Below are 16,786 nucleotides of genomic sequence, written 5' to 3' on the forward strand. Positions count from 1 at the left end.
CGCGTCGGGAACCTAAAAGTTCCATGGGGCCGGCGAGATTTGCTCCGAAAGGCGGCCTGCGGGCGCAGAAACGGCTGGCCGCCCGCGCGGGACGGACGCACGCGGGACGGAACGGCCGGCCGCACGACCGGTCGAAGCGCCCCGGTCATAGACGGTGCTGGCCGGCCTCAGCGCGCCGCGACCACCTTGAGGCCGGGCAGCAGCGCCGCGCCGCCGCGCGGACTGCGCACCGGATTGATCTGGTACAGACCCCGCCGCTCCTGGTTGGGCCTGAACGCGTCCGTGATGCCGACGACCGATTCGGCGGCTCCCAGCAACAGCGTGCCGTCCGGCTCCATCACCTTGGCCATCCGCTCGAAGATCGAGGCCTTGGTATCCTGGTCGAAATAGATCAGCACGTTGCGGCAGAAGATGATGTCGAACTTGCCGAGATGCGAGAAGTCCTGCAGCAGATTGAGCTGGCGGTGCTGGACCATGCCGCGAATGTCGGCGCTGAGCTGCCAGAGCTCGCCGAGCTGCGTGAAATATTTCACCAGCAGCTGGATCGGCAATCCACGCTGCACCTCGAACTGGCTGTAGAGGCCGGCCTTCGATTTCTCCAGCACCTCCTGCGACAGGTCGGTGGCGACGATCTCGATGCGCCAGCCGGCCAGCGCCGCGCCATGCTCCCGCAGGCACATCGCGATTGAATACGGCTCCTGTCCGGTCGAGCAGGCGGCCGACCAGATGCGCAGGGAACGACGATTGGCGCGCGACTGGATCAGCGCCGGCAGGATGCCCTCGCGGAGATGATCGAACGGAATCTTGTCGCGAAAGAAGAACGTCTCGTTGGTGGTCATCGCCTCGACCACCTGCGTCGTGAGCTGCTCCGCGCCGCTCTTGATCTTCTGCACCAGCTCCGTGATGCCCGGCAGGTTGGAGCGGCGGGCCAGCGGCAGCAGCCGGCTTTCGACCAGGTACTGCTTGTCGGCCGACAGATCGAGGCCGGAGCGATCCTTCAGGACCTTACGCAAGAACTCATAGTCCAGGGGTGTCACGAACGGTCTCCAGCAAACAGACGAACCAGCTTCGGTCCAATCTGATTCAAGGGAAGGACGGCCGCGCAGATGCCGGCATTGGCGGCTGCGCCCGGCATGCCCCAGACCACGCTGGTCGCCTCGTCCTGCGCGATCACGCTGCCGCCGGCGGCGACGATGTCCTTGCCGCCGCGCATGCCGTCGGATCCCATGCCGGTGAGGATCACGGCCAGGGTCGAGCCCTGCCAGACCTCGATCGCCGACATGAACAAGGGATCGACGGCGGGCTTGCAGAAATTGACCGGAGGACCGTTGTCGAGCGCGATCACCACATCGGCGCCATGGCGCGCCACACGCATGTGGCGGCCGCCGGGCGCAAGGTAGATCTGACCCGGCTTCACCACTTCACCGTCGACGGCCTCGTGGGCCGGCCGGCGGCTCGAGCGCGCCAGATGTTCGGCGAGGATGGTGGTGAAGGTCGGCGGCATGTGCTGGGTGATCAGCACCGGAAAGCGATCGATCACGGGGCCGAGCTCGGTCACCAGCGACATCAGCGCCTGCGGGCCGCCGGTCGACGATCCGATCAGCAGCACCTTCGGCATCTGCGAGCTGAATGAGCGGCGCGCCAGCTGGGTCGGCACGGCGGGCGCCACGGGGGCGACCATCGGCCGCGCCGTGGGCGCAGGCCGGAGCCCCTGGACTTGCGGGACGATCGGCGAGGCGGCCGGCGCATGCGGAGCGGGAGCGGCGCGGCGCGCCTTGGCGCCGAGATTGCGGATCTTCTGAATCAGATCGTAGTGGAAATTGTCGGCCGCCGAGGCCTCGCGCGTGCTCTCGGGCTTCGGGATGTAGTCGGCCGCGCCGAGCGACAGCGCCTTGAAGCTGATCTCCGCGTTGCGGCGGGTCAGCGTCGACGCCATGATGACGGCGAGGTTCTTCTTCTTGGCAAGCAGCTTCGGCAGGGCGGCGATGCCGTCGAGCTCGGGCATTTCGATGTCGAGCACGGCGACGTCGGGATTGACGCGATCGATCTGGTTCACGGCTTCGAGGCCGGTGCGCAGCGACGCCGCCACGACCATGTCGGGCTCAGACGCGATCCAACGCGAGATCATGCCGCGGATGACCACGGAATCGTCCACGACCATCACCCGGAGAGGTTCCTGCCTGGTCGAACTTGGGATCGAAGAACTGGCCAACGCGACGCTCATAGTTCACCAACAGGACAGAGGCACGGGGTGACGGCAAGCCCGGATGACCACGGGACCGACGCACGCGACGGAGATCAGATCAGCCCGACTTCCTGAAACTTCGCGGTCACGATGTCCTTGTCGAAGGGCTTCATGATGTACTCGTTGGCCCCGGCGTGCAGCGCGCGCGCGATGTGCGCGACATCGTTCTCGGTCGTGCAGAACACCACCTTCGGCGCGTCGCCGCCCGGCATGCGCCGGAGGTTGCCGAGGAACTCGTAGCCGTCCATGACGGGCATGTTCCAGTCGAGCAGCACCGCATCCGGGAGGCCCCGCTTGCATATCTCCAGCGCCTGCTCGCCGTCCTCCGCTTCCACGATCTGGAAATCCAGACCTTCCAGAATGCGTCGCGCCACCTTTCGAATGACGCTGGAATCGTCAACTACCAGACAAGTTCTCATTTCAGCCTCACGAGATCAGGGTCCAATGCAACGACGCCTGATGCGCCGCTGCCCTCACGTTGCAGTGTTCAGGCCGCCATCTTGTCGGCGGCGAGCTCGAGCACGCGATCGACGTCGAGAATGACCATCAGCTGGCCGTCGAGGCGGTGCACGCCGCCGGCAAGCTTCGCCATGCGCGGGTCGAGGTTGACGGGGTTCTCCTCCCGGCCCTCCTCGGGCAGCCGCAGCACCTCGCCGATCTGGTCGATCAGGAGACCATAGGACTCGCCGCGCAGATCGACGCCGACCGCCATCGGCGGCTTGCCGTCCTCGGCGCGGGCAAGGCCGAGCCGCGCCCGCATGTCGACGACGGTCACGATGCGGCCGCGCAGGTTCAGGACGCCTGCGATCTCCGCCGATGACAGCGGCACCCGCGTCACCCGCTCCGGCATGAACACGTCCTGGACCCGGGAGATCGGCAGGCCGAACAGCTGGCCGCCGATCATCGCGGTGACGTATTCGACGGCGGCGCCCTCGGTGGTTTCGATCTTGCTGCTCATCGCACGCTACTCCTGTCCGCTTGCTGTCACGCGGCCCGCCGGTTGGCTTCGGCGCGGGCCCGTTCCTCGATCTGTTCCTTCAGCGCCGCGATCAGGCCGGGCCGGTCGAACTTGGCGATGTAGTCGTAGAGCCCGGCCTGGCGGCCGCGCTCGATCGCCGCCGGCGACACCAGCGACGACACCGCGATGACCGGCATCTGGTTCAGGTTCTGGTCGGCGCGGATCGCCTCGGTGAACTCGAAGCCGTTCATCTCCGGCATCTCGATGTCGGTGACGACGATGTCGAAGCTGTGCCCGGAGCGCAGCGTGGCCAGGCCCTCGAGCGCCGAGGCCGCGGTGCGCACCTTGTAGCCGGCCGACTTCAACACCGGCGCCAGCATGTTGCGGAAGAACGGGGAGTCATCGACCAGCAGCACCGACTGCGTCTGCGACTCGGTGGCCATCTCCTTGCGGATGAACCAGTCGGCGAACGCCATCGGCAGGAAGTGGCCGACGTCGATCACCTCGGTCGCCTGGCCCTTGATCACCGCCGAGCCGAGGATGCCGTCCTTGGCGCCGGAGACCTGGATGTTGAGCCGCTCCTCGACGATGTCGATGATCTCGTCGACCACAAGGCCCATCGCGCGGGTCTCGTCGGCGAACACCAGGATCGGCTGCGAGCCCGACGTCTGCACCGACACGCCTTCCATCTGCACCAAGGGCATCAGCTGGTCGCGGTACTGCACCATGTAGCGGCCGTTGGAGATCTCGATCTTGTCGGCCGCGATCTCCTCGAGCCGCGTGACCAGCGCCAGCGGCACCGCCTTGGGTTGCGCCGTCCCGGCCCGGAACACCAGGAGCGAGGTGAGCTGCTCGCCGCCGATGGCGTGATGCGCGGCGTGCTCGTCGGACACCGCCTGCGAGGCCGAGCCGGCGGCGCCGAGCGCTTTCGCAATGCCGTTCGGATCGATGATCATGATCACGGCGCCGTCGCCCAGGATGGTGTTGCCCGAGAACATGTCGATGTGACGCAGCTTGGTCGACATCGGCTTGACCACGATTTCCTCGGTGTGGAACACGCAGTCCACCACGATGCCGAAGGTCTGGTTGCCGACCTGCGTCACCACGATGAAGCCGTTCTCCGGATCGGTCGACGAGCCGTCGTCGATCTTCAGGAGCTTCTTCAGATGCATCAGCGGCAAGAGCTTGTTGCGCAGGCGCAGGACCGCGGTGTCCTTGATGCGCTCGATGCGGTGCTCGGAGTTGGCGCGCGCGCGCACCAGCTCGACGACCGACAATTGCGGGATCGCGAAGCGGTCGCCGCCGGCTTCGACGATCAGCGCCGAGACGATCGCGAGCGTCAGCGGGATCTTGATGGTGACCGAGGTGCCCTCGCCGACCACCGACTTGATGTCGATGGTGCCGCCGATCTGGTCGATGTTGGTGCGCACCACGTCCATGCCGACGCCGCGGCCCGAGACCGAGGTGACGGCGGCCGCGGTCGAGAAGCCCGGCTCGAAGATGAACTTGTGGATCTGCGCTTCCGTCATCTTCTCGAGCTCGGCCTCGGTGACGAGGCCGTTCGCCAGGGCCTTGGCCTTGATGCGCTCGGTGTTGAGGCCGCGGCCGTTGTCGGCGATGCAGATGATGATATGGCCGCCTTCATGATAGGCGGAGAGCCGGATCGTGCCCTGCTCGGCCTTGCCGGCCGCGGCGCGCTCGGCCATCGTCTCCAGGCCGTGATCGGCGGAGTTGCGCACCATGTGGGTGAGCGGGTCCTTGATCAGGTCGAGCACCTGGCGGTCGAGCTCGGTGTCGGCGCCGTGCATCTCGAGCTCGATCTGCTTGCCGAGTTCGGTCGCGAGGTCGCGGACGATGCGCGGCAGCTTCTGCCAGGCATTGCCGATCGGCTGCATGCGCGTCTTCATGACGCCCTCCTGCAGCTCGGCGGTGACGTTGGACAGCCGCTGCAGCGGCACCTTGAACTCGGTGTCCTCGTTGCGGCGGGCGATCTCGAGCAGCTGGTTGCGCGTCAGCACCAGCTCGGAGACCATCGTCATCAGATGTTCGAGCGTGTCGACGTTGACGCGGATCGACTGGTTGGCGACCTTGTCGTTCTCGTGCACCTCGCCGTCGGCATTGGCCTTCGGCCGCGCCGCCTTCTTCGGCTCGGCCTTCTCTGCTTCCGCCTTGGCAGGCCCGGCCTTGGCGACCGGCGCCGGGGCAGCGGGTTTGGGCTCAGGCGCCTTCTCATGCGCGGGCGGCATCTCGATCGCGGTCTCGCGGAAGGCGCGCTCCAGCTCGTCGAGCGACACTTCGCCCGGACGCAGCGGACGCTCCAGCGTCTGGTCGATCAGCGAGCCGTGCGTCACCGCGGGCTTGGGCGGCGGTTCGGGCGCCGCGGGCGCGAGCGGTGGCGCGGCCTCGCCGGCGGCCATGGCCGCCATGCCGCGCTCGACCATGGCTTCGAGCTCGCTGATGAGGTCGCGATCCTCGCCCTCCGGCTCGGCCTCGTTGGCCTCGAGCTGTCCCAGGATGTCCTTGATGCGGTCGATGGTGGTGAGGATCAGCGTCACGGCCTCGCCGGTGACCGGCATGCCGTCGCGGAATTTGCCCATCAGGGTTTCGGCGGCATGCGCCAGCGCCTCGAGCCGCGGCAGGCCGAGGAAACCGCAGGTCCCCTTGATCGTGTGCACCAGCCGGAAGATGTTATCGAGGATCTTGGCGTTGTTCGGCTCCTGCTCGAACCGCACCAATTGATTGTCGACGGTATCCAGGCTCTCGCTGGTCTCCGTCAGGAACTCACGCAACAGGTCATCCATGAAACTGGCCTTCGCACGCAACGGAACGCGACATGACGCGCCCTTCAAACCGTGGCCAGTTTCGGTGCAAAGCGTTTAATATTAGTTGAGTAAGCGCAAATGAACGGACTCAACAAAGAGATAAGATGCATCCGGACGAATTCGGACACATCGGCAAGGCTTGATTAACCGTGGTGAACGGATTCTTGCGCCTGTCCCACGACAAGAGGTCGCAGCACCGGCGCGGCAGGACGTCCGCCCGATCAGGCCGCCTGCACGACCATCGCATTGCCGTCGGCGGTGAGCGTCACCTTGAGGCCGCAGGCATCGGCGAGCAGACGGGTGTAGTAGGGCTGCACCGCGTGGGCATCGATGGTCGACTGCAGGTCGCCACCGAGCAGATTGACGATGTTCTGCGGCAGCCGGGCATTGAGCCCGGTGGCGGCGACGCGGAAGCTCATGGTCTCGCCATCGCCGATCGGGTCGACGGTCAGCATGCCGCCGCGCGGGATCGTCTGCTGCGCCACCACCATCATGTTGAGCAGCAGCTTGACCCGGTTCTTGGGCAACAGCAGCCGCGGCAGATTCCAGGTGATCGAGGTCTTGGCGTCCTCGATGTGGCCGCGCGCCATGGTCTGGGCGTCGCCGAGATCGATCTGCGCGCCCGCCGAGCCCGCCGCACCAAAGGCGAGGCGGCAGAATTGCAGCCGGGCCGACGCCGTCTTGGCGCTCTTGCGGATCAGCTCCAGCGCGAAGTCGCGATCCTCCGGCTTCGGATTGTCGTCGAGCACCTCGAGCCCGTTGACGATGGCGCCGACCGGACTAATCAGGTCGTGGCAGACCTTCGAGCAGAGCAGAGCGGCAAGTTCGAGCGTATCGGGAGCGGGAATCGGATTGGCGATCTCGGGAGAGGACGTGCCGGACATTCGATGTTCCTGAAATCCGCGAACCTGGGCGAATCATGCTTGCGTTAACGCTTGATACACTGCGAAAGCAGGGACCGCCACCGGACTGAGGGCGGGACACGGGAAAGTACGTAGCGGTCTTCCCGGCAGCCGCGGCTCAACGACCATGCGAACGGCCGTACCCGGATGCGCCGGACGCCAGAACAGGGATACGATGATGCAAGCTGCGTACGGACCGGCCGGAAGGAGCACCGCGCAATGACGACGGCACCGACTGCAGGAACCGTCGAGGTCGAGGCCGCCGCGGCGCTGATGGCGCCCCTGACGGAGCTCGTCGTCGAGGCGGCCCACGCGATCCTCGCCGTCAACCGCCGCGCCATGGCCGTCACCGACAAGTCCGACGGCTCGCCGGTCACCGAGGCCGATCTTGCCGCCGACCGGGTCATTGCCGAGGGGCTGGCCCGGCTGGCGCCGGCGATTCCCGCGCTGTCGGAGGAGCGGGTCGGAGCCAGCGCAGGACCGTTCAAGGGCAGCTTCTTCCTGATCGATCCGCTCGACGGCACCAAGGAGTTCGTCGCCGGGCGCGGCGAGTTCACGGTCAATCTGGCGCTGGTCACCGGCGGCAGCCCGCTGCTCGGCATCGTCTGCGCGCCGGCCATCGGCCAGATCTGGCGCGGGCTGGTCGGCCGTGGCGCCGAGCGGCTGTCGTTCACGGAGGCGGGTCTGGCGGCCGCCGAGCCGATCCGCACCCGGCCGATGCCGCCGCAAGGCGCGGCATGGGTCGCCGCGGTCAGCCGGTCGCATGGCGATGCCCGCACCGAAGCCTTCATTGCGGCGCGGCCGGGCGCCGTGCGCCTGCCGCTCGGCTCGGCCGTGAAGTTCGGCCGGCTCGCCGAAGGTCTGGCCGACATCTATCCGCGGCTCGGCCCGACCTCGGAATGGGACGTGGCGGCAGGCCATGCGGTGGTCGTAGCCGCCGGCGGCACCGTCACCAGCGAGACCGGCGCGCCGTTGCGCTATGGCGAGCGCCCCGACGGCTTCATCGTGCCGTCCTTCATCGCCTGGGGCGACCCGGCTGCGGTGAAGGTGTGAGACAGCCCTGCCGCGCGCGCTATTCGGCCAGGTTCTCCTCGAGCTCCGGCCAACGGGCCTCCGCACGCGGCAGATAGCGGCCCGGGTCGGCCGCGAAAGCGTCGCGGCTCGCCTCACGGTTGAACAGGAACAGCCGTTCCTCGACCACGACGAAGAAGCGCGGGTTGCCGGCCACCGTCACGCCGCGGGCCACGTCGGTCGGGTCGTAGCCGCCGAATTGCGGGCCGTAGACCTCCGGATGGGCCAGGAACGAAGCGCGATTGCCCTCGTTGCGAAACCGCCAGACCACCCCGCCCTGGGACGCCTCGAAATCCGGCAGCCCCGGCATGGCCTTGCCATCCACGAAATAGGAAACAGGATCGAAGCCGTCGATCGCCAGCCCGCTGAAGCGGTCGGAGATGATGCGCTGCGTCGTGGCCGCCGGCGCGCCGACCGGCGGCAGCGCGGCGAGCGTGATAGCGGCAATTACAAGGCGAAACAGCGACTTTGACCCGGTCTGGGGCGGTTGTTGCCGTTGTGCGGTCATAGTTGGTGCCGATAACATGGGAGTCGCAGGGGCATCGCCCCTCGCCCGACAATCGCCCGATGTGGTTGGCGTCAGGTTAAGGCGAGGCTCGGGCAGCCGATAGCAGGGGATTTCCATCGATGAGTTTCGCATCCCGCCTTGCCGCCACGACGCTCGCGGCCGTGCTGGCCATGACCGCGTCGGTCGCCGCGCAGCAGGCGCCCCCGCCTGCCGCGCCGCCCTACCAGGCCGCGCCGCCGTATCAGCAGCCCGCACCGCCGCCGCGCCCTGCGCCCAGCCCGGACAGCTTCAATCCGGACGAGCTGGTCAATGCCGGCCACCGCTTCTTCGGCAACGTCTCGCGTGGCCTCGCCTCGGTGATCGAGCGCGCCGTCAGCCAATGGGGCCTGCCGAATGGCTACATCCTGGGTGAGGAAGGTGCCGGGGCCTTCGTCGCCGGTCTCCGTTACGGCGAAGGCACGCTCTACACCAAGAACGCCGGCGACCTCCGCGTCTACTGGCAGGGCCCCTCGCTCGGCTTCGACTGGGGCGGCGACGGCGCCCGCACCATGACCTTGGTCTACAATCTGCCGGCCACCAGCGCGATCTATCAGCGCTTCGTCGGCATCGACGGCTCGGCCTACATCGTCGGCGGCTTCGGCATGACGGCGCTGACCGCCAACAACATCGTGCTGGTGCCGATCAGGTCCGGCATCGGCCTGCGGCTCGGCGCCAATGTCGGCTACCTCAAGTTCACGCCGAGCGCGACCTGGAACCCGTTCTGACGGCGCTGGCTGATACCGCCAGGACACGTTCTCCCGTGACGGATCAAGGTTAACACGGCATTGGGCTGGCAATGAATCAGCCCGCCGTGCATTGTGATTCCGTTAATCATTTCGGATCGGGAGTTGTGCGTCATGGTCGAGCCGATCATGTATTTTGCGATCGGTTTTCTGATCGCCATGCTCTGTGCCCTCATGGTCGTGCCGCTGGTGCACAATCGTGCGGTGCGGCTGACGACGCGACGGCTCGAGGCGGCGACGCCGCTGTCGATGGCCGAGATCCAGGCCGACAAGGACCAGCTGCGCGCGGAGTTCGCGATGTCGGCGCGGCGGCTGGAGATGAGCGTCGACGCGCTCAAGAACAAGGCCACCGGCCAGCTCGCCGACCTCGGCAAGAAGACCGACGCCATCAACCGCATGAAGATCGAGCTCGGCGAGAAGAACGCCGCGATCTTCGCCCTCGAGGCGCGCGAGAAGGCGCTCAAGGACCAGCTCCGCGCCACCGAGGAAGAATTCGCCGCCAAGACCGAGGCGCTGCGCGCCGCCGAGCAGGCGCTGAAGGAGAAGCAGGCCGAGCAGGTCCGCCTCACCGCCGAGCTCAACGACAAGGCGCTGCTGGCCGACAGCCGCCAGGTCGAGCTGGTCTCGGTCAGGACCCAGGTCGAGGAGCTGCGCAGCCGCGTCTCCGACGCCGAGAAGGAATTCTCCGCGACCCAGGCCCGCCTCGCGCTGGAGCGCGACGAATCCGACACCGCGACCAAGGCGCTCAACGACGCCCGCGCGCGGGTCGAGAATCTCAGCCAGCGCGTCACCGAGCTCGACCGCCAGCTGATCGTGCAGGTCAAGGAAGCCGAGATGCTGGCGACGCGCGTCGCCGACCTCGAGGGCCGGCTGTCGACCCAGGGCAAGCTGCTCGCCGAGCGCGACTTCGAGAACAACCAGTTGCGCGAGGCCAACGTGGCCGCCGACCGCGCCTTGAAGGAGCTGCGCGAGGAGCTGGCCGGCATGGGCAGCGGCAAGTCGGCCGCGTTCGAGCGGCTCAAATCCGAGAAGGCCACCCTCGAACAGCAGCTGCAGGCCGCCCGCGACGAGCGCACCAAGCTGCAGCGCGAGATGAACGCCATCCAGCAGCAGGCCGAGAGCACCTGGGCCCAGGAGCGGATGGAGAACGCGCTGCTGCGCGAGCGCATCAACGACATCGCCGCCGAGGTCGCCAAGCTCGCGATGCAGATCGAGGGCCCGAACTCGACCATCGAGGCCATGCTGGCCGCCGAACCGGCCCCTGCCAAGCCCGCCAACGCCAATGGCGTCGCCGCGGCGCCGGCTGCCGCGGCCGGCGGTGCGCCCCAGGGCGGCACCCTGGCCGACCGCATCCGCGCGTTGCAGTCGCACGCCTCGCGGGCAAGGCAGATCGGGGCCTGAGAACGGGCCGGAGCGGGCTCCGAGAGCAGCGGATCTGCCCCTCGGTTCAGCATGGAAGCCGGCACGCCATGGCGCCGGTTTCGGCCCCCAGCGAGGACAGCCCGCCGCGCTCCAGCAGTTTTCCTCGCCATCTCCGCCGCAAATCCTTGACACCCCCTGCCCGCGCTTCGTAAATCGCGGGCTCCGACGGACTGCTTCGGGCGCCTCGCTGGCTCACAGCCACGACCGCCACCGGCAACCGGGCGCATAGCTCAGCGGGAGAGCGTTCCCTTCACACGGGAGAGGTCCAAGGTTCGATCCCTTGTGCGCCCACCATTTGCCGCCGCCCCCCCTTTCCTTTCATGCGATCGCTTGGGCTGGTCTGGCCTGTCGTCATGCCTCGGGCGACGCGATGGTCACGCAGGATTGAGCGGGATCAACGACTGCGTCGGCGCCTCGCTTATGTTAGTCGTCTCGTTCCGCGGCCCGAAAGGTATCTCCATCTCGATGCGGCTCGTCCGTACCATCCTGGCGTTTGCGATTGCGCTGTCGCTGGCGATGCTGCCGATCGGCGCATCGGCGGCTGCGATGGCGTCGTCGGACACGATGCAGACGGACATGCAGGTGGACGACGGGGCCGGCATGTCGATGGACGAATGCTGTCCCGACGACATGAAGGGGACCGGGTCTCCTTCGCATGACTACAAATGCGGCATGGGCTTCTGCTGCGCGGGCGGGACGGTTGCGCTCGGCGATGTCAGGGCCGTTGCCTTCGCGCCGCTCGCCGTGAGCGCGACCAGGATCGCCATTCCCGCCGACCAGGTCGCTGCTCTTCACAGCGGCAGTCCTCCGTTCCGACCTCCTCGAATCTGATCTCGCACGAGCCGACGCGCGCAACGCCTGCGCGCCGATGACCGACGTGCGCGCCGCGAAGCGCCACGGCCGAGATCCATTCATGAGGACAGGACCATGCCTTCCAGAATCAGCACCGCGGCGCTCGCCGCCACCCTTTCGCTCGCCGCAACGGCCGCCATCGCCGGCGCTGCCGACTACAGCTTCGAGCCCGTCACGGCCGAGATGAAGAAGGGCGACGACGTCACGGTCGCCGTTCGTCTCACCCACAAGCAGACCGGCAAGGCCGTCACCGACGCGGTCATTTTCAAGACCCGCGTCGACATGGCGCCGGACGGGATGGCCGACATGGTGTCGGACGTGGCGCCGCTGCCGTCCAGGGAGCCCGGCGTCTACGCCTTCAAGACCGACCTGCCGATGGCCGGGCGCTACCAGGTCACGCTCTCCGCCAAGGTGCAGGGCGAGCCGGAGACGGTCACCGGCAAGGTCATCGTCAAGGCGACCAAGTGAGCCTGCGGGGCGCTCCCCGACGGGCGCCCCACCCTTCCAATGGATAGCGCGCGCCAGCGCGCCTCACGGTGATGCCATGACCATTTTTCGCCTGCTCGCGACCGTCACACTCGGCGCCGGAATTAGTATGGCCGGTCTCTGGTCGATCGAGAGCTCGCTCCCGTCGCTTCGTACCCATCACGCCGCGGCGGCGGCAGAGCGAATGCCGCTGTACTACCGCGATCCCAGCGGCGCCCCTGCCTGGTCGGCGGGCCCCAGGAAAGACGATCGCGGGCGGGACTACCTGCCGGTCTACGACGACGATCAGGCCGCGCCGGAGCCGGCCAAGCCGAAGCAGCAGGCCGACTCCTCGCGCCGGATTCTCTACTACCGCAATCCGATGGGCCTGCCGGACACGTCCCCTTCCCCGAAGAAGGACCCGATGGGGATGGACTACGTTCCCGTCTACGAAGGGGACGATGCCGAGGATGGCGTGGTCAAGCTGTCGCCCGGCAGGATCCAGCGGACGGGCGTGAGATCCGCGCCAGTCGAACGGCGCACGCTTCGCATCGCGGTCAAGGCGCCAGGTACGATCCAGCTCGACGAGCGGCGAATCTCGGTGATCGCGATGCGGGCCGAGAGCTTCGTACAGAAGGTCGCCGACGTGACCACGGGCACGCGCGTGAAGGCGGGCCAGCCGCTGATGGAAATCTACAGCTCGGCGATCGCTGCCGCCGCAGCTGAATATCTCTCGACGATCAACTCGAACATCGTCGGCAGCAATGTAGTCTACGGACGCGGCTCGCGCCAGCGCCTGACCAATCTCGATGTCCCGGAGCCGGTGATCACCGCCATGGAGAAGTCGCGCATCGCGCCGGTCACGGTGCAATGGTCGGCGCCCCGCGACGGCATCGTGCTCGAGCGCAACGCGATCGAAGGCATGCGCGCCAATCCGGGCGACGTGCTGTTCCGGATCGCCGACATATCCGTGGTGTGGGCGCTCGTCGACGTGGCCGAACGCGACCTCGGCAGCATCGCGGTGGGGCAGCCCGTGACCATCCGCGCGCGCAGCTTCCCGGGCCGGACCTTCGCCGGATCCATCGCGGTGATCTATCCCCAGGTGAACAAGGATACGCGTACCGCGCGGGTGCGGATCGAGCTCACCAACCCCGACCTCGCGCTGCTGCCGGACATGTATGTCGACGCCGAGATCGACACCGCGGATCCGGCGCCGCTGTTGGCCGTGCCGGCCGATGCCGTGCTCGACACCGGCAGCCGCCAGGCTGTCCTGATCGACAAGGGCGACGGTCGCTACGAGCCGCGCGCCGTGAGGCTCGGCCGCCGCGATGCCAGCTATGTCGAGGTGCGCGACGGCCTGTCGGATGGCGAGGCGGTCGTTACCTCCGCCAACTTCCTGATCGACGCCGAAAGCAACCTGAAGGCCGCGCTGAAGAGCTTCGCGGACGCCGACGGAGCGCAATCCGCCGGCGGCGACCACGCCGGCATGGGAGAGCACAAATGATCGCCCGCGTCATCGCCTGGTCGGCACGCAACCTGCTGCTGGTCCTGTTCGGCACCGGATTCGCCGCCGCGGCCGGCTTCTACGCGCTCATTCACCTCCCGCTCGACGCGATCCCCGATCTGTCGGACACCCAGGTGATCGTCTACACCGAATATTCCGGTCAGGCGCCTCAAGTCATCGAGGACCAGGTCACCTATCCCCTCACGACCGCCATGCTCACGGTGCCGAAGTCGAAGGTCGTACGCGGCTTCTCGTTCTTCGGCGTGTCGTTCGTCTACGTCATCTTCGAGGACGGCACCGACATCTACTGGGCACGCTCGCGCGTGATGGAATTCCTGAACAGCGCGGCCTCGAGGCTTCCGGCGGGGGTGACACCGACGATCGGCCCGGACGCGACCGGGGTCGGCTGGGTGTATCAATATGCGGTCATGTCGAAGGAGCTCAATCTCGCCGACACCCGCACGATCCAGGACTGGAACCTGAAATTCGCGCTCGCCAGGGCCGAGGGCGTCGCCGAGGTCGCCAGCATCGGCGGCTTCGTCAAGCAATACAACGTCGTGCTCGACCCGCAGCGCATGCGCGACCGCGGCATCAGCCTGCAGAAGATCCGCGACGCGATCCGCGCCAGCAATGCCGATGTCGGCGGCCGCACGGTCGAGCTGTCCGAGTTCGAATACGTCATCCGCGGCAAGGGCTATCTGAAGAGCATCGACGATCTCAGCAACATCGTGCTCAAGACGTCCGGCGGAACGCCGGTGCTGCTGCGCGACGTCGCCCATGTCGAGCTCGGTCCCGACGAGCGGCGCGGCATCGCGGAGCTCAATGGCGAGGGCGAGGTCGCCAGCGGCATCGTGCTGCAGCGCTTCGGCGTCAATGCGCTCGACGTGATCGAGAACGTCAAGAAACGCTTCAAGGACATCGCGAGCAGTCTGCCCAAATCGGTCGAGATCGTTCCGGTCTATGACCGCTCGAACCTGATCTATGCCGCGATCGGCACGCTCAAGCACACGCTGCTTGAGGAGAGCATCGTCGTTGCCTTCGTCTGCATCGTGTTTCTGCTGCACGTGCGCAGCGCCCTGGTCGCGATCCTGATGTTGCCGGTCGGCGTGCTGATGGCGTTCGGCGCAATGAAGCTGCTCGGACTTGGCTCGAACATCATGAGCCTGGGGGGCATCGCAATTGCGATCGGCGCCATGGTGGATGCCGCGATCGTCATGATCGAGAACGCACACAAGCATCTGGAGCGCGCCGCGCCCGACGCATCACGCGTCCAGATCCTGATCGACGCGGCCGCGGAGGTCGGCCCCGCCCTGTTCTTCAGCCTCTTGGTCATCACGGTGTCGTTCATGCCGATCTTCACGCTGGAGTCGCAGGAAGGACGCCTTTTCAGTCCGCTCGCCTTCACCAAGACGTTCTCGATGGCGGCAGCGGCGCTGCTCTCGGTGACGCTGGTACCGGCGCTGATGGTGATCTTCGTGCGCGGCAGGATCGTTCCTGAGCATCGCAACATCATCAACCGCTTCCTGATCTGGATCTACCGTCCGGTCATCAAGGGCGTGCTGCAAGCGAAAACGCTCGTGATCCTCGCAGCCATGGTCGTTCTTGCCGTCTCCATCTGGCCGGCGCGCCAGCTCGGCACCGAGTTCATGCCGAGCCTGAACGAGGGCACGCTGCTCTACATGCCGACCACCCTGCCCGGCATCTCCGTGACCAAGGCGGCAGAGCTGATGCAGATGCAGGACCGGATCATCAAGTCGTTCCCGGAGGTCGCCTCGGTTTATGGCAAGGCCGGACGCGCGGCGACCGCCACCGACCCTGCGCCGACCGAGATGTTCGAGACGGTCGTCAACCTCAAGCCGAGGGAGCAGTGGCGTCCCGGCGTCACCATCGACGGCCTCGTTGCCGAGATGGACAAGGCGCTGCAATTCCCTGGCGTCTCCAACGCCTGGACGATGCCGATCAAGGCGCGCATCGACATGCTCTCGACCGGCATCCGCACGCCGATCGGCGTCAAGGTGATGGGCACGGACCTCGCCGAGATCGATCGTCTGGCCAAGCAGATCGAGCGGGTGATCAAGACCGTTCCCGGAACCTCCTCGGCCTATGCCGAGCGCGGCATCGGCGGCTATTACCTCGAGATCACGCCCGATCGCGAGGCTCTCGCCCGCTACGGCCTCCTGGTCCAGGACGTTCAGGATACGATCGCAGCGGCCCTCGGCGGCCAGACGATCACCACGACCGTCGAGGGCCGCCAGCGCTTCAGCGTGAACATGCGCTATCCGCGCGATCTCCGCGACAATCCGAAGGCCATCGCCAGCGAGGTGCTGGTGCCGATGCCGTCCGGCGGCGCCGTGCCGCTCGGCGAGGTCGCGAAGGTCGAGCCGGCCAGGGGTCCCACGTCGATCCGGACCGAGAACGGACAGCTCGCGACATACATCTATGTCGACATCCGTGACCGCGACATCGGCAGCTACGTCGCGGACGCGCAGCGTGCCGTCGCCGAGAGCATCCGGTTTCCGGCCGGCACCTATGTGCTCTGGAGCGGGCAGTATGAGTATCTGCAGCGCGCGGCGGCCCGGCTCAAGATCGTCATTCCGGTGACGCTCACCATCATCTTCCTGCTGCTGTATCTGAACTTCAGGGCCATGACCGAGACCCTGATCGTGATGCTGTCGCTGCCCTTCGCGCTCGTCGGTGGCATCTGGATGATGTGGTGGCTCGGCTTCAATCTGTCGGTCGCCGTCGCCGTCGGCTTCATCGCGCTTGCCGGCGTCGCCGCAGAGACCGGCGTGGTGATGCTGATCTATCTCGATCACGCGCTGGCTGCGGTGAAGGCGAGGCGCGATGCCGAAGGTCGCCCCCTGAACCGGCAGGATCTCCAGGACGCGATCATGGAGGGCGCGGTCGAGCGTGTGCGCCCGAAGATGATGACCGTCGTCGCCATCATGGCGGGCCTCCTGCCGATCATGTGGAGCACCGGCACGGGCTCGGAGATCATGCAGCGCATCGCCGTGCCGATGATCGGCGGCATGATCTCGTCGACCCTTCTCACCCTGATCGTGATTCCGGCCATCTTCGGTCTGGTGAAGGGACGCAGCCTGTCGACCAGAACAGGGACGACGGCGGACGCCTTAAGCGGGTCGCAGGGCGTGCAAAGGGCAGCCTGATCCACCGACAGCGAGAGGAGAGACGATGAAAAATTTCGCGACAGGAGCCCCGGTGGTCGCAGGCGAAGGCGCCCGATCATGGTCAGCG

The 16,786-nt window shown here is 66.9% G+C and carries 14 protein-coding genes and 1 tRNA gene; 8 read left to right on the forward strand and 7 right to left on the reverse strand.

What is annotated here, in order from left to right; all coding sequences use genetic code 11:
• Positions 1-167 precede the first annotated feature (167 nt).
• The 6 genes from QX128_RS13175 to chpT all read right to left on the reverse strand — a co-directional run bounded on the left by QX128_RS13175 (position 168) and on the right by chpT (position 6,909).
• Entirely contained in the window at positions 168-1,037 is an 870-nt protein-coding gene (locus QX128_RS13175; protein ID WP_316237638.1) for a protein-glutamate O-methyltransferase CheR, read from the reverse strand.
• The gene (locus QX128_RS13180) at positions 1,034-2,224 is read right to left on the reverse strand and encodes a chemotaxis response regulator protein-glutamate methylesterase (protein WP_316177476.1); all 1,191 of its coding nucleotides are present in this window, start codon (positions 2,222-2,224) and stop codon (positions 1,034-1,036) included. Before QX128_RS13180 ends, QX128_RS13175 begins: the two co-directional genes overlap by 4 nt.
• A 74-nt stretch (positions 2,225-2,298) precedes the next feature.
• Complete coding sequence (locus tag QX128_RS13185; RefSeq protein WP_006613312.1) at positions 2,299-2,664, reverse strand: PleD family two-component system response regulator; 366 nt, start codon at positions 2,662-2,664, stop codon at positions 2,299-2,301.
• 68 nt (positions 2,665-2,732) lie between these two features.
• Complete coding sequence (locus QX128_RS13190; protein WP_315714012.1) at positions 2,733-3,203, reverse strand: chemotaxis protein CheW; 471 nt, start codon at positions 3,201-3,203, stop codon at positions 2,733-2,735.
• A gap of 26 nt (positions 3,204-3,229) precedes the next feature.
• The gene (locus QX128_RS13195; RefSeq protein ID WP_316237639.1) at positions 3,230-6,004 is read right to left on the reverse strand and encodes a hybrid sensor histidine kinase/response regulator; all 2,775 of its coding nucleotides are present in this window, start codon (positions 6,002-6,004) and stop codon (positions 3,230-3,232) included.
• A 242-nt stretch (positions 6,005-6,246) separates the two neighbouring features.
• Positions 6,247-6,909 (reverse strand): histidine phosphotransferase ChpT, encoded by a 663-nt coding sequence (gene chpT / locus QX128_RS13200; protein ID WP_315752676.1) that lies wholly within the window; start codon positions 6,907-6,909, stop codon positions 6,247-6,249.
• A gap of 237 nt (positions 6,910-7,146) precedes the next feature.
• On the opposite strand from chpT, the gene cysQ reads away from it, so the two are divergent.
• Entirely contained in the window at positions 7,147-7,980 is an 834-nt protein-coding gene (cysQ, locus tag QX128_RS13205) for a 3'(2'),5'-bisphosphate nucleotidase CysQ (protein ID WP_315803215.1), read from the forward strand.
• Positions 7,981-7,999: 19 nt separating this feature from the next.
• Here the strand turns inward: cysQ and QX128_RS13210 are convergent, their stop codons facing one another.
• On the reverse strand, positions 8,000-8,506 hold the full coding sequence (locus tag QX128_RS13210) for a YHS domain-containing (seleno)protein (protein WP_316237640.1): 507 nt from the start codon (positions 8,504-8,506) through the stop codon (positions 8,000-8,002).
• A 119-nt stretch (positions 8,507-8,625) separates the two neighbouring features.
• Between QX128_RS13210 and QX128_RS13215 the strand changes: the two genes are divergently transcribed.
• The 7 genes from QX128_RS13215 to QX128_RS13245 all read left to right on the forward strand — a co-directional run bounded on the left by QX128_RS13215 (position 8,626) and on the right by QX128_RS13245 (position 16,698).
• A complete protein-coding gene (locus tag QX128_RS13215; protein ID WP_316177471.1) occupies positions 8,626-9,270 on the forward strand; it encodes a DUF1134 domain-containing protein in 645 nt (214 codons plus the stop codon).
• Positions 9,271-9,402: 132 nt separating this feature from the next.
• Positions 9,403-10,689 carry a hypothetical protein gene (locus QX128_RS13220; RefSeq protein WP_316237641.1) on the forward strand — a complete coding sequence of 429 codons (1,287 nt, stop codon included), beginning with the start codon at positions 9,403-9,405 and terminating at the stop codon, positions 10,687-10,689.
• 240 nt (positions 10,690-10,929) lie between these two features.
• Positions 10,930-11,004: transfer RNA gene (locus tag QX128_RS13225), tRNA-Val, on the forward strand.
• 171 nt (positions 11,005-11,175) lie between these two features.
• On the forward strand, positions 11,176-11,541 hold the full coding sequence (locus QX128_RS13230; RefSeq protein ID WP_316237642.1) for a hypothetical protein: 366 nt from the start codon (positions 11,176-11,178) through the stop codon (positions 11,539-11,541).
• A 96-nt stretch (positions 11,542-11,637) separates the two neighbouring features.
• Positions 11,638-12,030: a FixH family protein gene (locus tag QX128_RS13235; RefSeq protein ID WP_316237643.1), complete on the forward strand. Its 393-nt coding sequence runs from the start codon at positions 11,638-11,640 to the stop codon at positions 12,028-12,030.
• Between the two features lie 76 nt (positions 12,031-12,106).
• Entirely contained in the window at positions 12,107-13,531 is a 1,425-nt protein-coding gene (locus QX128_RS13240; RefSeq protein WP_316237644.1) for an efflux RND transporter periplasmic adaptor subunit, read from the forward strand.
• Positions 13,528-16,698 carry a CusA/CzcA family heavy metal efflux RND transporter gene (locus QX128_RS13245; RefSeq protein ID WP_316237645.1) on the forward strand — a complete coding sequence of 1,057 codons (3,171 nt, stop codon included), beginning with the start codon at positions 13,528-13,530 and terminating at the stop codon, positions 16,696-16,698. Before QX128_RS13240 ends, QX128_RS13245 begins: the two co-directional genes overlap by 4 nt.
• Positions 16,699-16,786 lie beyond the last annotated feature (88 nt).

The organism is Bradyrhizobium sp. SZCCHNR1015 (assembly GCF_032489875.1).
Lineage (GTDB): Bacteria > Pseudomonadota > Alphaproteobacteria > Rhizobiales > Xanthobacteraceae > Bradyrhizobium.

Coding starts and splice junctions, on each gene's coding strand:
- QX128_RS13180 (WP_316177476.1), bottom strand. CDS start 2,224: ATGAGCGTCGCGTTGGCCAGTTCTTCGATCCCAAGTTCGACCAGGCAG.
- QX128_RS13185 (WP_006613312.1), bottom strand. CDS start 2,664: ATGAGAACTTGTCTGGTAGTTGACGATTCCAGCGTCATTCGAAAGGTG.
- QX128_RS13190 (WP_315714012.1), bottom strand. CDS start 3,203: ATGAGCAGCAAGATCGAAACCACCGAGGGCGCCGCCGTCGAATACGTC.
- QX128_RS13195 (WP_316237639.1), bottom strand. CDS start 6,004: ATGGATGACCTGTTGCGTGAGTTCCTGACGGAGACCAGCGAGAGCCTG.
- chpT (WP_315752676.1), bottom strand. CDS start 6,909: ATGTCCGGCACGTCCTCTCCCGAGATCGCCAATCCGATTCCCGCTCCC.
- cysQ (WP_315803215.1), top strand. CDS start 7,147: ATGACGACGGCACCGACTGCAGGAACCGTCGAGGTCGAGGCCGCCGCG.
- QX128_RS13210 (WP_316237640.1), bottom strand. CDS start 8,506: ATGACCGCACAACGGCAACAACCGCCCCAGACCGGGTCAAAGTCGCTG.
- QX128_RS13215 (WP_316177471.1), top strand. CDS start 8,626: ATGAGTTTCGCATCCCGCCTTGCCGCCACGACGCTCGCGGCCGTGCTG.
- QX128_RS13220 (WP_316237641.1), top strand. CDS start 9,403: ATGGTCGAGCCGATCATGTATTTTGCGATCGGTTTTCTGATCGCCATG.
- QX128_RS13230 (WP_316237642.1), top strand. CDS start 11,176: ATGCGGCTCGTCCGTACCATCCTGGCGTTTGCGATTGCGCTGTCGCTG.
- QX128_RS13235 (WP_316237643.1), top strand. CDS start 11,638: ATGCCTTCCAGAATCAGCACCGCGGCGCTCGCCGCCACCCTTTCGCTC.
- QX128_RS13240 (WP_316237644.1), top strand. CDS start 12,107: ATGACCATTTTTCGCCTGCTCGCGACCGTCACACTCGGCGCCGGAATT.
- QX128_RS13245 (WP_316237645.1), top strand. CDS start 13,528: ATGATCGCCCGCGTCATCGCCTGGTCGGCACGCAACCTGCTGCTGGTC.